Origin of the sequence: Faecalibacterium sp. Marseille-Q4896 (assembly GCF_017377615.1) — a bacterium.
GTDB lineage: Bacteria > Bacillota > Clostridia > Oscillospirales > Ruminococcaceae > Faecalibacterium > Faecalibacterium taiwanense.
In genome coordinates, this window is sequence record NZ_JAFREG010000001.1 from 216,340 (window position 1) to 231,488 (window position 15,149).

The window sequence follows — 15,149 nt, forward strand, 5'->3', positions numbered from 1 at the left end:
TCGAAACCAGAGGGGCAATTTTGAAAGAAAGGTCGGTGATATGAATGGCAAAGTTCCAGAACCCCGGAGCGTTCTTCCTCGGAACTCTGGTCGCTCAGGAGCAGAAGTTCCTGAAGCCGCTGATTGAAAACGCCCGCAAGCAGGGGTACACCCGGTTCGTTGAGCCGTGCGCCGGCGCTTTCGCCATGTCGCACATCGCGGCGCAGTGTGGGTACAAGCCCAGCGAGATTGAGGCCAGCGACGTTTCGATGTTCACCTCCATCATGGGATATGCCATCACGGGCAAGTCCCTTGAGGAGCTGGAAATCAGAGCGGACGGCTTCACGAATGAGGAGCTGCTTGACCCTGCGGTTGCGCTCTATGCGCAGTTGTACCTGCGGACCGTGAAGAACGCTGGGAAGGAATACTTCTACGGCATCATGCGCGATCTGGAATACCGCAAGGAGGAGCATCTGGCGGAAATCCGCGCACAGCTCGACAGGGCCAAGCAGTCCTTGCATGGGATGAGCTACCGCCCGCTGGATATGTGGAAGCACCTTGAAACGTGCTATGATGACCCCCACTGCCTTGTGGTTGCAAACCCGCCCACCTATGCCGCTGGATTCGAGAAGTGGTACGACACCGGCGGGCGCATGACATGGAAAGAACCTGAGTACGGCATCTTTGACCCCAAGACCGGGCTGAACGACCTGTACGACAAGATGAACGATGCCAAGTGCCTTCTGATGTGCTACGAGGAGAACGCCCCGGGCCTCACTGCCGGGCATCCTGTCTTTGCTCGGTATGGTGTGCGTGACGGCATCAACGTGTACCTGACTACCAACCGCCCGGATGAGGCAACCATGCTTGCTGAGGGTAAAATGATTACCCGCCCGAGCGAGGGCAAGCTGGAGCCGCTGGATTGCAGCATCCTGCCGCGTGATTATGAAATCACCCGCAAGAGCAAGATTCAGATTACCCAGATCGAGCGCACCGCCGCCCAGTATTACAGAAAGCTCTGGACGCACAACTTTGTCGGTTCGTCTGCGCCTATCAACATGGCCGTCCTCATCGACGGCAAACTGGCTGGCGTGTTCGGGCTGGATAAGTCAGCGCTCACGATGGGAGCCTTCGGTACGCAGGTTTCCGATGCTGTGTTCCTCATGTACGGCATGACCGTTCCCCATAAGACCTACCGGCTGGGGCGGCTTCTGACCATGCTGGCACAGAACAGGCCGCTGATTATGAATATCTGCACGGATTTGGAGAAGGAAAAGGCCAAGTCCCTCAAGACGGTGCAGATGACCAAATACCCGGAGGCCAAGGAAATGCGGGGGCTGATGGAGTTGACCAAGAAAGTCCCGGATAAGAAGATGGGCTACCGGCTCACATACGAGTCGCCCTTGTACGATAGAAACGCCAAACAGGCATTGAATGAATGGTTAGGGAGGGAAGAACGATGGCAGAAACAGCGCGAGAAAACCAAGTCAGCAGCGCAGCCGTAAAGTATGAAACGGTCGCCGATATGGGTTCCGGTCTGGTCATTGCCAAAGTAAAGCTGACCGACTTCCGCGAGCAGGACATCAACGCTCGCATTATGAAGACCGAGATGCAGAAGCAGCTTACCGACAACATCAAAAAGCGGGGCCAGCTTGAAAGCCTCCCGTTCTGCGCACTCATCGACGGTAAGATCGAGATTATCTCCGGCCACCACCGCATCCGTTCTGCAAAGGACAGCGGTGTGCTGACGGAGCTTTTTGTCATTCTGGACACCACCGGCCTGCGGCGCTCTCAGGTGGCCGCAAAGCAGTTGGCGCACAACGCCATCAGCGGCTTTGATGACCAGTCCACCCTGAAGGAAATCGCCAAGATGATCGACGATGTGGACGATATGCTGGAAAGCTACATTGGCAAGGACATCATCGGCGAGCCTATGGCCGAGCTTGAGAAGCTGCTGTCCCCGAAGGTGGAGTTCGACTGGAAGAACGTCACGTTCACTTTCCTGCCGCATCAGCTCCGTGATTTGGACCAGCTTGTGAAGGTTCTGGGTTCCCTCAGCCCCGATATGCTGGGCGTTGCAGATATTGACCAGCACGAGGAGTTCATCGAAACCATCACGAAGTACCAGCAGTTTGCCAACGTCAAGAACACCGGCGCTGCCATCCACGCCATGATTAAGGCCACCGAGTCCCTGTTCGATGACCTGCACTTTGACGAGAGTCAGGAATGGGTGCAGTTGCCTAACCTGTTCGGCTCTCCGGCCATCCCCAAAGAGGCTGCTGATACCATCACGCAGGCGCTCGACAAGATGGTCAAGGATGGCGAGATCGGCCCGAAGAACAAGTGGCAGGCCCTTGAATACTGGGCTGCGGATTATCTGGCAGGGAAGTAGGTGATAGCAAATGCCTACGCCTCTAAAGTACAATCCGGCGTACCACGATGACTGGGCATGGTCACTTGCTATCAAGGGCGCAACAGATCAGGACATTGCCGATGCCTTCCACGTTTCGCGTAGGACCATCATTCGCTGGCGACAGACGTACCCGTCGTTCAATACGGCCTGTCAGAGCGGAAAAGAAGTCGCCGACGCAAAAGTAAAAAAATCTCTGTTTGAACGCGCTGTAGGCTTTGAATATCAGGAAAAGGAAAGCGTCATTGACGTAGACCCTCGGACTGGTGAGCAGAAGCCGGTCCGGGTCAGAACGCTCACGAAGAAAGCCGTTCCCGATACAATGGCGCAGATGTACTGGCTCAACAACCGATGCCGGGATGAGTTCTCCCAGACCCAGAAGGTTACGCTTGACGGAGCTGTTCAGACATCCCCGTTCGATAACCTGACGGATGATGAACTCCGCCGTTTGGCTCAAATGGACGAGGGCCTTGATGGCGACGCGGAATAATGTTTCGCCTGCCAAGCGTAAGTACCTCGGCTCAAATGCCCGGATTGCGCTGGCGAAACGGCACTACGCCGATTATGTCCAGTACGTCCACATGGGCAGGTGGAAAAGAGCCAGACACCTCGACCTCGTGTGTGAGAAGCTGGAAAGCATCATGGAGGGGAAGACCAAGCGGTTGATGATATTCATGCCGCCGCGCCACGGCAAGTCCATGACCGTGACCGAAACCTTCCCCTCGTTCTATCTGGGAAAGAACCCAGAGAAGCGTGTCATCGAGATCAGCTACAGCGGCGACCTTGCCCAGCAATTCGGCAAGCGGAACCGCGATAAGGTCGAGGAGTTCGGTCCTGCGCTGTTTGGGCATACCATCTCCCAAGTGCAGGCCACCAAAACGAACTGGAACCTCGACAACGGCATGGGCGGCATGATCTCCGTTGGTATCGGCGGCTCCATCACCGGCTATGGCGCAGACCTGCTTATCGTCGATGACCCCATCAAGAACCGCGCCGAGGCTGAATCTGCCACCTACCGCGATAAGCTGTGGGACGAGTACCAGTCCACGGTGAGTACCCGACTGCACGCAGGCGGCGCTGTTATCATCATCCTTACCCGCTGGCACGAAGATGACCTTGCCGCCCGGCTCCTGAACCCGGAGTACGGCAAGGTTGAGGACTGGGACATTATCTCGCTCCCGGCCGTTTGCGAAGACCCGGCTACCGACCCTCTGGGCCGTGAGCTAGGCGAGGCGCTGTGGCCTGCGGGCGGCTACGACGAAGCATGGGCTGCACAACAGAAAGAGACCGTCGGTACATACGCATGGTCTTCTCTGTATATGCAGACCCCCACACCGAGCTCCGGCGGTATGTTCAAGAGAGAGTGGTGGAAACGCTGGGCGGCGCTGCCGTCCGGCCTGCATGACTTCATCCAGTCGTGGGACTGCACCTTCAAGGACAAGGACGGTTCAGACTTCGTTGTTGGACAGGTCTGGGCAAGGAAAGGCGCAGACCGCTATCTGCTCGATCAGGTGCGTGGCCGCATGAGCTTCACGGAAACGCTGGATGCCATGCGCGGGCTTTCCTCCAAGTGGCCCCAGACCACAAGAAAGCTGGTCGAGGACAAGGCCAACGGCACGGCGGTCATCGACGTGCTGAAGAAAGAAATCCCCGGAATCATCCCGGTGGAGCCGTTTGGTGGCAAGGTGGTCCGCGCCCATGCGACCACCGCTGTGGCTGAAGCCGGGAACGTCTACATCCCAGCGGCATCTGCCTGCCCGTGGGTGATGGACTTTGTGGAGGAAATGGCAGCGTTCCCAAGCGGTGCGCACGATGACCAAGTTGACTGCTATTCGCAGGCGAACGCCTATTACAACGACAATACGTTTGATATTCGTTCGCTGATAACGTAAGAAAAGAGGTGAATGCAATGCTGATTATTTTCTCAGTCAATGACCAGAAAATCACCCATGACCTGAAAGGCCAGCTTGTCGCAGGCAGCGTAGACATTGTGCAGGCCGCATTCAAATTTGACAGCTCGTGGGATGAACTGGACAAGATCGTCGTCTTCACGAGCAGCGCTTGTCCCAAGTCCGTCCCGGTGCAGTTTGCCGATGAGGCGTTCTACATCCCGAAGGATGTGCTGAAGCCCGGCAAGCTCTACGTTTCCGTGGTCGGTTTCGGGCTGGACGGCCGGAAGAAAACTACGCAGAAGTGGGACATCATGCAGGCTATCACCGTTCAGAAGTGTGGCGATGGCGGCGATTGTGACCTGCTGCGATATTTGGCACAAGGTCAGGTCGCCGACGGGAAAGTCGCAAAGGACGAAGAAGTCAAAGATATGCTGGACACTGTGTTTGGCAAATCGGAAGCTCCCAAACCAGACCCCGGTGGCTCGGACTCCAATGACAAGAACGTCAGCGAGGATGACATTGCCACCGATAAGGACGTAGCCGATATGCTCAACAAAGTATTTGGCTGATGCCCTCTCGCCCTTGAAAGAGGGCCTTAATTCGTCATAGCAGCGCTGAAACTGCTGTGAAATATAATTTTGGAGGTATGCAAATGCCCGTATCCGCAAGTAAGCTTGTAACCCTCGCTCAGTTGCAGGCGCAGGCGGAGAGAGTGAAGCAGGAGCTGGCGAAGTACACGCTGGCATCCGAGCTTGGCTCCCTCGCCAAGAAGAGCGAAATTTCGGAAGCTGACCTCTCGGCTGCTCTGAAGTCCGTTATTGACGGAAAGATGGATGCAGCAGACGGCATGACGACCGAGGCAATCAACAGTGCCATCGCCACCGCCATTGCAAAGTCTGCTCATGCACGCTTCGAGAAAGTTGAGAAGGTTCCTTCCAACGATGAGGCGCAGGATAATGTGCTGTATCTGGTGATGAATGCTGCCACCGGGTACTACGACATTTACGCTAAGGTCGGTGAGGAAGTCGTCCGTCTGGATGATACCACCGTTGACCTGAGCAACTATGCGACCATCGAACAGCTGAATGCCGTTTCTGGCGGCATTGGCGGCACGGTGTATGCAGGCGCGAAGGAAGACCTGTCTGCATCCGATGATTCGGTTATCGCCGCGTATTTCAAGGCGCACACCGACGTGGCCGTCAAGAAGAGCGATGTCTTCGTGGTCACGACCACCGTTGGCAACTCTACCTACGAGAAGTCCGCCTACTTCTACGACGGCAAGGCGTGGGTGGCGATGACCGGCAATGTCGATGCCGATAAGGTCATCCTGCGCGAGAACATCACGCTGGCCGGTGGATATACGCAGGTCGGCAACCTGACCAAGAGCCAGAACGGAACGGCAACCTTCCAGACGAAGGGCAAGTCCGTCGCCGACATCCTGACTGAGATTTTCAGCAAGCGTCTTCAGCCCACCATCACGGCGCAGCCCTCCGTCACTGGCTTTGCTCTGAACGGAGCGAAGGCTGTCGAAGCTGGTACTCAGGTCGCTGCTGCGTCTTATGGCACTGCTGAACTGAACCCCGGTTCCTACAAGTACGGTCCTGACACCGCAGTTGTAGCTTCCGGCTGGAAGGTTGAGCGCATCACCGACAAGGCGACGACCGAGGTCGCAAATGCTGAGACCGTTTCTCTGGCTGCTGGCTCCGACAACAACGGCGGCGCTGGTTTCGTCATCGGTGATGCTGGCGGTGACGCTGTGGCAAGCCTGAAGTACAAGGCCACTGCGACGCACGGCGCAGGTGTTACCGCAAAGGACAACCTCGGCTCCGACTCCAACCCCGCTGGGCGATGCCGCAGTCGATATTGCGACCGATTCCGAAGTGAGCGAGATGCTGAGTGAAGTATTTCCCACCGATAACACCTGATAACGATATGGAGGAATGAACGATATGGCATACAATGAGGAAAAGCTGGCCCGCCTGAAGCACCTGAAGCAGCTCGCACAGAAAGCTAAGGCTGAGAGCGACGCTGTTGCTGCTCGTGTTAAGGCTCTGGAAGATGCTGGCGCACAGGCCAACGTGCTGGAGACCATTAAGGTCAACGGCGTGGTGCAGAGCATCGAGGATAAGGCTGTGGACATCAAGGTTCCCGGCTACACTGTGGAGAAGTCTGAGAAGTCCGGCGACTATGCTGCTGTCTACCAGCTCATGAAGGATGGCGTTGCCGTTGGTGCAGCTATCAACATTCCGAAGGATATGGTGGTTAAGTCTGGCTCTGTTGTGACCAACCCCACCGGCCAGCCCAAAGGCACTTATATCAAGCTGGTTCTGGCAAATGCCACCAACGACACCCTGTACGTTGATGTCGGCGGCCTGATCGAGTATGTTACCTCCGGCTCTGCTGCGGGTGATATGGTTGTCATCGCCATTGATGAGCAGACTCATAAGGTCACCGCATCTATCACCGACGGCGCAATCACTAAGGCAAAGCTGGAGACCGAGGTGCAGACCGCCCTGAACAAGGCCCATGAGCACGCCAACAAGGCACTGCTGGACACCTACGACCAGACCAACGCCAACATCAAGGATGCCGTCAGCAAGAAGCACTCTCACGCCAATGCGGCCGAGCTGGACAAGATCGCTACCGGCGATAAGGAAAAGTGGGACGCCACCTCCACCAAGGTTGAAGGTATTGCTGAGGGCGCTACCAAGGTCGAGGCCAGCACCACCGAAGGCAATATTAAGATCAATGGCGTGGAGACCGCAGTCGTTACCATCGCCACCGACGCTGAGGTCACTGAGATGCTGACCGAGGTCTTTGGCGCAACCGCCTGATAACCCATAAGTAAGAATGCAGCGGCAGGGGAATGGACTCCTGCCGCTGTTATTTTGGAAAGGAAAGCGAACATGAGCGACAAACTCAACACGCTTGAAGCGCTTAGGCTTGCTTCTCTGAAGGCAAAGGGTTACACGGCAGAACAGATTGCAGAGTTGTCTTCTGCGATGGAAGACATCATCAAGGACATCAACGATTCGCTGAAGACCTGCGAAGCTCATGTACAGTCGGCTCATGCTCCTGCCAATGCGGAAGAAAACGTCATCGTTAGCATCCAGAGGAATGGGCAGGCTATCCCTCCCGACAACAAAGTCGTGAACATCGAGGTTCCGACCAAGACCTCTGCGCTGGAGAACGACTCCGGCTATGCCACGACGGAAGATGTTGTGGAAAAGGTCAACGGGGCCGGGCATCTGAAAGCCGTCCCTGTCGATGCTCTCCCTGCGCCCAGCGAGGCCAACGCTGACACCATTTATTTCCTTCGTAAGAACAACAGTGAAGCTGGGAAGCAGTACAGAGCGTACAAGCTCATCCACGGCATCTTTGAGATCGTCGGCTCTGCCGAGGTGGACCTCACCAGCTATGCTACACGGGAAAGTGTGGCAAAGGCGGATGATGGCCTCATCAAGGGCATTTACAACAACATGACCGCAAGCAGCGAGAAGTATTTGGGCAGTGGGAATCTGCTGCTGTTCTGGACGCTTCTGAAAAGCCTGCTCAATGGCCATGAATCCAGCATCAACGACCTGCTGGCCCGCGTGAAGTTGCTGGAGCTGATTCTGAGCGCTGATGTTACCGGCAATCCATACTATGTCACCTTCAACACCCTGACGGATGTTGTGGTATCCTCTGGCATCTGGAACGAGTCGGATGGACGCATTGAATTTTAACAGGAAGGAGGAAGCGCAATGCACATACCTGAAGATGAGGCCGAGCGTCGGCGCTTGAATGAGCGTGGCCGTGAAATCCTCCGGCGGAAGAACGGCGCTGTGCGTCCGCATCGTGAGGATGGCTATGTGAACCTCCTGAACAAGTACGGAACCAAGCAGGACAACTCCGAGGCGTACAAGTTTGAACGGGAGCCAGTCATCCCTGATATGCAGCTCACCGGGCTGTATGAGGGCAACGGCCTGTTCTCCAAAATCATTGATACGCCTGCCGAGGAAGCGCTGAAGCATGGCTTCGACCTGAACCTGAAAAGCGACGAGTTGAACGCCTTTGTGGAAGACGCTCTGGATGATCTCGAATGGGAAGAGAGAGCCGCTACCGCAATCAAGTGGGCGCGGCTCTACGGCGGCGCTCTTATCGTCATGCTGATCGACGATGGGCGCGGGCTGGAGGAGCCTGTTGACTGGGAACATATCCGCAGCATTGATGAGCTGCGCGTCTATGAGCGCTCCATCGTGCAGCCTGACTACGCCAGCCTGTACCAGCAGGACTACGGCGGGAAGGGCGTTGGGAACCGGGTGTCCAAGTTCGGACAGCCGGAATATTACTATGTTTCCAGCATCTACGGTTCCTTCAAGGTCCATGAGAGCCGATGTCTGGTGTTCCGCAACGGCGTTCTGCCGGAGCAGACCTCCAATGCAACCTACCTGTTCTGGGGTATGCCTGAATACGTCCGCATTCGCCGGGCGTTGCGGGAAACCGTAACAGCCCACACCGACAGCGTGAAGCTGCTGGAGCGGAGCGTGCAGGCTATCTATAGCATGAAGGGTCTTGCTTCTCTGCTGACCACGGATGACGGCGAGAACCAAGTGCTGAAGCGCCTACAGCTTGTAGACACTTCCCGTGGTCTGCTGAACAGCATCGCCATTGACTCCGAGGGAGAGCAGTACGACTTCAAGACGTTCCAGTTTTCCGGTGTCAAGGATGTCATCGACGCGACCTGCAATATGCTGTCCGCGCTGACGAACATCCCCCAGACGATTCTGTTTGGCCGCTCACCGGCCGGCATGAACGCCACCGGCGACAGTGACTTCGAGAGCTATTACAACTTTGTGGAGAAGATTCAGCGCTTGATGCTGAAGCGTAACCTCCGCACACTGCTGGACGTTGTGTTCCGGGCGGGCATCGCTTCAGGCGATGTGGCCGAGGAACCCGACTACAAGCTGGAGTTCAAGCCCCTGTGGAGCCTGAGTGACACAGAGCAGGCCACAGTTGACCAGACCAAGGCTCAGACCGCTCTGGTCAAGGCCCAGACTGCGCAGGCATACGTCGATATGCAGGCGCTCGACCCCACCGAGGTGCGCCGCCGCCTTGCGTCCGATGAGGAGTTTGATGTCGAAGACATCATCTCCGAGGATGACGAGGATGATCTGTTGCAGTCGTTGCTGGGTACTGAGCCAAGCACCATGAGCGACGTGGAAGCCGCCCAGAAGAACATTGAGCAGGGGCAGGCTCCGGGCGGCAAGGAACAGAGCGCTACCGTAGCACCTACGGCCACTCCGCCGACCACCAATGCCGATGCCGCCGACACTGACCGCGGTGTCGGCGTTCTTGTTGTGCAGGATGGCCGGTTTCTCTGCGGCACTCGCCTGAAGGGCGGCTCTGTTGGTGGACCGGGTGGGCATATCGAGGCGGGGGAGTCCCCGGAAGATGCAGCCATCCGCGAAACACAGGAGGAGTTCGGCATCACGCCGAAAGACCTCATGCCGGTAGCCTTCCTGAGCGACCTGAAACCGCCGTACTGCCCGTCCCATGTGTTCCTCTGCACGGATTTTGACGGCAGCATCCGGTGCGCTGATGGCGAGATGGCCTCTCCGGGGTTCATCACCGCCGAAAAGGTGGCCGAGCTGTCCACTCAGAATCCGGAACGTCTGTTCCAGCCGTTTGCCCAGAGCATCACCGCGCTGCTCGACGTTTTATCGTCAAATCCCGGTTTGACATCGGATGCACAAAATGCTAAGATGAAAGATAGGGTGGACTTCAACGAAGCCGACCACCCACAGGATGAAAACGGGCAGTTCGCAGAGGGCGAGGGTAGCAGCTCTGGCTCCACCGAAAGCGGGCCTGCGGTATCTCCCGAAGGCGAAAACGTCCCCTGCACTGGGTTTGCTTCTCCTGCAAGGCTTGAAGATCATGCCACCCGCCACGGGTTGGCTGAGATGGGCTTTGCGACGAAAGAGGAATACCAGCAGAAGGGCATCGACTTTCTGAAGCAGCCTTGTGGTGGTGATGTTATTGGTTATGCTCGGCCTGATGGCGTAGTTGTTCGGTTCAACACCAAAACGACAGAGTACGCAACCGGTGTTCCCGGTGGGCCGCTTAAAACCTACATGAAAGCCAAGTGCAACCGAAAGACTGGCGAGGCACGGCCCGAAGTCGCCATGAAGTATTACGAGTTCAATAGGGAAAAGGACCTGAAGGAGGAAGACGATGAGCAAGGCAGTTAAATGCCCGGTATGCGGGCAGACCGAACTTGTCGATGACGGCGATGTCTGCGATGTCTGCAAGTGGTTCCATGACCGCTATCAGGAGGAGTTTCCTGATGAGGAGGACTGCGAGAACCACATGAGCCTGAACCAAGCCCGCGAGGCGTGGGCAGCAGGAAAGCAGGTGGAGTGAGCATGGATAACTTCAGAGTCATCTACCGCATTCTACGGTATCTGGAAAAGGCGCTGGATTACGATGAACCCAATATGGACTGCATCTCTGCGAAGGCGCTGAAGCTCTCTGACCAGCGTTGGATGGCGCTGATGGAGATGCTTTCCAAGGAGGGCTACATCGACGGCTTTTCTGTGCAGAGGACCGTGGATGGCAGCATCCTTATCTCCAGCTCTACGCCGCGTATCACGCTGAAGGGACTGGAGTACCTGCAAGAAAACTCCCTGATGAAAAAAGCTGCCGAGCTTGCGAAAGGCGTAGCCGAAATCATCACCTGAGAACCGAATAACGTACAGCAAAGAGCGATGGGAAACCACCGCTCTTTTTCTTTGCCCGAATTTCCTATCTCAAAAACGGAACGGAGATAGATTATGAACAAGGTCACGATTTTCAAATACGAAGAAAGCAAACTGGTGCGCACCCTGAACCTGAACGGCGAACCGTGGTTCGTTCTGCGGGATGTGTGCGAAGTCTTAGGGCTGGGCAACAGCCGCATGGTTGCAGACCGTCTGGACGAGGATGAGAAGGGGGTAAGTCAGATTGACACCCTTGGCGGCGTGCAGAATGCCACCATCATCAGCGAGTCCGGCCTGTACAACGTCATCCTGCGCAGCGATAAGCCGGAGGCCAAACCCTTCCGCAAGTGGGTCACGGCCGTGGTGCTGCCCAGCATCCGCAAGAACGGCGGCTACATTGCCGGGCAGGAGGAGCTTTCCCCGCAGGAGCTTATGGCAAAGGCCCTGCTGGTCGCGCAGAAGACCCTGACTGACCGCGATGCCCGCATCAAGGAGCTGACGGCGCAGAACCAGATCATGCAGCCAAAGGCTGAGTATTTTGATGAGCTGGTGGCCCGGAACCTGCTGACCAACTTCCGCGAAACTGCCAAGGAGCTGGGTATCAAGGAGAAGTACTTCGTAGTCTGGCTGTTGGAACACAAGTACATCTACCGCGACCAGAAGAACAAGCTGATGCCGTATGCGGCAAAGAACAACGGCCTGTTCGAGGTGAAGGAACGCACGGGCCGGCACAACGACTGGGCCGGGACCCAGACGCTCATCACCCCGAAGGGCCGTGAAACCTTCCGCCTGCTGTGTAAGGAACCGCCTGTTTTACCGCAGTTCACCGCATTGTAAACCGACATCAAGGCGATTGTAAACCAGAAAAGAACTGCTTTTCCACCGCAATCACCGAAATAGTCGGAAAACGCAAAGCACGAAATTGGCTGTTTTTGGAATATATCCACCTGTTTTTGGATAAATATTCAAAAATGGCCGAAAACAGGCCAAAATCCGCAGGAACGTCCACCGGACAATCCGGCGGAGCGTCCGACTATAACCGTACCTTACCCAACCAAACCGTAACCTGTTGTCAAATTTTCACTTCGTTCAAATTTGCCAACGGTGCGGGCGCGGGGCCGAGCATCAGGCAGGGGCTTTTTGCAACTGCCGCAAATAAAGCCATACACCGGCTTTCAACCCTCTGACACAAAATTATCCCACAAGCACATTTGGGACGTTTCCCGGCACTCATCAGAAGTTCTCAGAGGGCATTAAGCCATAATCTCAACTGCGGCGGTGCAAATCGCCGCTTTTTTGCTGTTCAGAACCAGAAAAGGAGGCGAAAACAGTGAATGATACCGTCCACGGACACATGGTACAAGACCTGCTCCGCCACCGCTTCGGCAGTCACGATAACCTGATATGCAAATATTCATCCAAGTACCCTGTGCAGGCGGAACGCGAGTTCCAGCGGCTCACCAATGCCTACATCCGTATCTTGAACGAACTGCTGAAGGAGTATCTGCCGGAAATCAGGGACGCGGCCCGCGCAGAGCGTGAAGCTGGTCAGCGCCATGATGACGCTTCAGACCTGATTGCAAAGGTCAAAACGGTTTTCTCCAAGATGACCGTGGAGCTGGAGCGGCGCACCTCTATGTTTGGCCTGCGCAGCAAGATCGAGTCTATGGCAAAGCTCACGCGGAAGTTGAGCATCCGTGAGTGGAAGAAAGCCGTCAAGTCCACGCTGGGCATCGACCTGATGGATGACTACTACACCGGCGAGCTGTACAGAACGATGATGGAACGCTGGGTCGAGGACAACGTGGCGCTCATCAAGACCGTCCCGCAGGAAAGTCTGGGGCGTATGCGCCAGATCGTGCTGGAGGGCTATCGGAACGGCGAAACCACGACGGCCATCGTCAAGCAGATTCAGCGGACGTACAGCGTAGACCGGCGACACGCCCAACTGCTTGCCCGCGACCAGATCGCCAAGCTGAACGGTGACATCACCCAGCAGCAACAGCAGGACGCAGGCGTGGTGGAGTACGTCTGGTCAACCTCTGGCGATAGCCGCGTTCGCCCAAGCCATGCTGCGCTGAACCATAAGCGGTTCCGCTGGGATAACCCGCCGGTGGTCGATGAAAAGACCGGGCGGCGCTGTCACCCCGGCAAAGACTACCAGTGCCGCTGCTGCGCACTGCCGGTCTTCAACATCAAAACCGTTGACCTGCCGGTCACGAAAGGGGGAGATGGCCGTGGATGAAACCATCCTGTAAGACCTGAGAGGGGAGTTGTTCAATATGGAAAACGATATGAAGGTTCAGCGCTTTGACAGCCTGCCGCTGGATGCCACCTATTTCACAGATGAGGGCTACCTTGTAGACCATCCCATCGTGACATCGGTGGGCATTTTTGTTTATCACAACCCGGACGGTTCCGAGCGCCGGGAGCTGCGGTTGCCTGAAGAAGTCTTTGCTGAAAAGAGCCTTGCGTCCTACAAGGGGAAGCCCATCATCGTAACGCATGATGCTGGCTACGTTGACACAGACAACGTGAAAGAGGAGAGCATCGGCACGATTTTGTCGGAGGGCTACCGGGACGGCGATGATGTCCGTGCAGAAATCATCATCCACGACACCGACAGCCTGAAAAAGTACAAAATGCGTGAGCTGTCCTGCGGCTACAACCTGCGTCTGGACGAAACGCCCGGTGTCTGGGAGGGGCAACCCTATGATGCCATTCAGCGGGACATCGAAATCAACCATCTTGCTCTTGTCGATAAGGCGAGGGCTGGTGAACAGGCCCGGCTCAACATTGATGGGCAGGGCCACGACTGCATGAAAGGAGAAAAACTGAACATGGAAAACACCACCAAGAGAACTGATGGCGCTCCCACCCCGGAGGAGCTGGCCGCTGCTGTGGAGGCGTTTAAGAAACGCCGCGCAGAGCGTTCTGGTACTGCGGCCGACGGCGGTATTACCGCAGAGCCGCCTGCGCAGACCGCCGGTACTGCTGAAGGCGAACAGCCGGATGCAGTTCAGCAGGTCAAAGACCGCCGTGACCGCCGCGATTCTGAGGGCGACCCGGCAGATATGCCCGGCGCAATGGGCGTGATCGCGCAGCAGGACGAGGACATCGACACCCTGCTGGGAGTTATCGACGTTCTGAAAGCTGCTGGCACGACCACTGATGGCGCTGAGGGCGACTGCGGCGGTACTCAGACCGATGGCGACGGCGATGAAGGCAACGCCGCGCAGGATAAGAAAGACCGCGCAGACTCCGCCAACGACTTCTGCGAGCTGCTGCGTGTCGTCCGTGTCGGCGACCGCCTGAACATGGATGGTCTGGAAACCATGAGCGTCAAGGACGCCAAGAAGGCCGTTCTGGGCAAGCTGAAGCCCACCCTGCATCTGGACGGCAAGAGCGCCGCCTACGTCAACGCAGCGTTTGACATGGCCGTTTCCGAGATGAACGAGCGCAAGGATACCAACTATCAGCGTTCCCAGATGATGCACGGCGATGGCAAGCCCCCTGTGAAGCAGACCAGCTCCGCTTCCGAGGCCCGCCAGCGCATGATTGACCGCAGAATGAAGAAGGAGGAAAAGTAAGATGGGTGTTCAGAAAACCTACGGCTATGCAACCAGCAAGGGCGTTGCAGGTGGCATCTACGATATGTTCCACTACCCGGTGGACTCCCGTTTCAATGAGGAGGCGACCGGCAAGCTGCATTTCGGTGTTGGTGTTGTCACCGGCAAGGTCCCGGGCAGCAGCGTTGCGCTTCCGACCAGCGCAAGCACTGCTGATAACTTCGAGGGTGTTGTCATCAACGGTTTCGACCGCCAGCAGGATTTGGAGGGGAAACTCTACGTCCTGAACAACCAGAACGTCGGTGTCATGCGCCGTGGCCGCGTTTGGGTACGTCTGGCGACCGGCGCTGCACCCGCCTATGGTGATGCTCTGCACATGATCGTGGAAGGCGATGAGGCAGGATGCTTCGCAAAGGAGGGCGGCATCGCAATTCCCGGTCGTTTCATCGGCGCGGCCAGCAATGGCGTTGCGCCGGTGGAGCTGTACGGCGTTCCTGCCGCGAGCGGCGCTGACGGTCACGCTGCATCCACCGACGATGCCAAGCCTACTGTCTGAGAGAAG

General features: G+C 56.6%; 15 protein-coding genes. All 15 read left to right on the top strand.

Features of this window, described 5'->3' with window-relative positions:
• Positions 1 to 44 precede the first annotated feature (44 nt).
• Positions 45 to 1,484: a hypothetical protein gene (locus J3348_RS01015; protein ID WP_207698090.1), complete on the top strand. Its 1,440-nt coding sequence runs from the start codon at positions 45 to 47 to the stop codon at positions 1,482 to 1,484.
• The gene (locus J3348_RS01020; protein WP_207698091.1) at positions 1,439 to 2,371 is read left to right on the top strand and encodes a ParB N-terminal domain-containing protein; all 933 of its coding nucleotides are present in this window, start codon (positions 1,439 to 1,441) and stop codon (positions 2,369 to 2,371) included. Before J3348_RS01015 ends, J3348_RS01020 begins: the two co-directional genes overlap by 46 nt.
• 10 nt (positions 2,372 to 2,381) lie before the next feature.
• The gene (locus J3348_RS01025) at positions 2,382 to 2,879 is read left to right on the top strand and encodes a helix-turn-helix domain-containing protein (RefSeq protein WP_207698092.1); all 498 of its coding nucleotides are present in this window, start codon (positions 2,382 to 2,384) and stop codon (positions 2,877 to 2,879) included.
• Positions 2,863 to 4,281: a phage terminase large subunit gene (terL, locus tag J3348_RS01030; protein ID WP_154276197.1), complete on the top strand. Its 1,419-nt coding sequence runs from the start codon at positions 2,863 to 2,865 to the stop codon at positions 4,279 to 4,281. The genes J3348_RS01025 and terL overlap by 17 nt, the downstream gene beginning before the upstream one ends.
• 17 nt (positions 4,282 to 4,298) lie before the next feature.
• A complete protein-coding gene (locus tag J3348_RS01035) occupies positions 4,299 to 4,850 on the top strand; it encodes a hypothetical protein (protein ID WP_207698093.1) in 552 nt (183 codons plus the stop codon).
• An 83-nt stretch (positions 4,851 to 4,933) separates the two neighbouring features.
• A complete protein-coding gene (locus tag J3348_RS01040) occupies positions 4,934 to 6,181 on the top strand; it encodes a hypothetical protein (protein ID WP_207698094.1) in 1,248 nt (415 codons plus the stop codon).
• Positions 6,182 to 6,230: 49 nt separating this feature from the next.
• On the top strand, positions 6,231 to 7,115 hold the full coding sequence (locus J3348_RS01045) for a hypothetical protein (RefSeq protein ID WP_207698095.1): 885 nt from the start codon (positions 6,231 to 6,233) through the stop codon (positions 7,113 to 7,115).
• Positions 7,116 to 7,187: 72 nt separating this feature from the next.
• The gene (locus J3348_RS01050) at positions 7,188 to 8,006 is read left to right on the top strand and encodes a hypothetical protein (RefSeq protein ID WP_207698096.1); all 819 of its coding nucleotides are present in this window, start codon (positions 7,188 to 7,190) and stop codon (positions 8,004 to 8,006) included.
• A gap of 18 nt (positions 8,007 to 8,024) precedes the next feature.
• The gene (locus tag J3348_RS01055) at positions 8,025 to 10,511 is read left to right on the top strand and encodes a phage portal protein (RefSeq protein ID WP_207698097.1); all 2,487 of its coding nucleotides are present in this window, start codon (positions 8,025 to 8,027) and stop codon (positions 10,509 to 10,511) included.
• Entirely contained in the window at positions 10,495 to 10,683 is a 189-nt protein-coding gene (locus tag J3348_RS01060; RefSeq protein ID WP_097780272.1) for a CPCC family cysteine-rich protein, read from the top strand. The genes J3348_RS01055 and J3348_RS01060 overlap by 17 nt, the downstream gene beginning before the upstream one ends.
• A 2-nt stretch (positions 10,684 to 10,685) precedes the next feature.
• Entirely contained in the window at positions 10,686 to 11,000 is a 315-nt protein-coding gene (locus J3348_RS01065; protein WP_097780436.1) for a YjcQ family protein, read from the top strand.
• Between the two features lie 93 nt (positions 11,001 to 11,093).
• Entirely contained in the window at positions 11,094 to 11,855 is a 762-nt protein-coding gene (locus J3348_RS01070) for a phage antirepressor KilAC domain-containing protein (RefSeq protein WP_207698098.1), read from the top strand.
• Between the two features lie 493 nt (positions 11,856 to 12,348).
• Complete coding sequence (locus tag J3348_RS14445) at positions 12,349 to 13,263, top strand: minor capsid protein (RefSeq protein ID WP_207698099.1); 915 nt, start codon at positions 12,349 to 12,351, stop codon at positions 13,261 to 13,263.
• Positions 13,264 to 13,300: 37 nt separating this feature from the next.
• The gene (locus J3348_RS01080; protein ID WP_242702824.1) at positions 13,301 to 14,608 is read left to right on the top strand and encodes a DUF2213 domain-containing protein; all 1,308 of its coding nucleotides are present in this window, start codon (positions 13,301 to 13,303) and stop codon (positions 14,606 to 14,608) included.
• Position 14,609: 1 nt separating this feature from the next.
• Positions 14,610 to 15,143, top strand: a complete 534-nt coding sequence (locus tag J3348_RS01085; protein WP_118527174.1) for a hypothetical protein — start codon at positions 14,610 to 14,612, stop codon at positions 15,141 to 15,143.
• Positions 15,144 to 15,149: the final 6 nt, after the last annotated feature.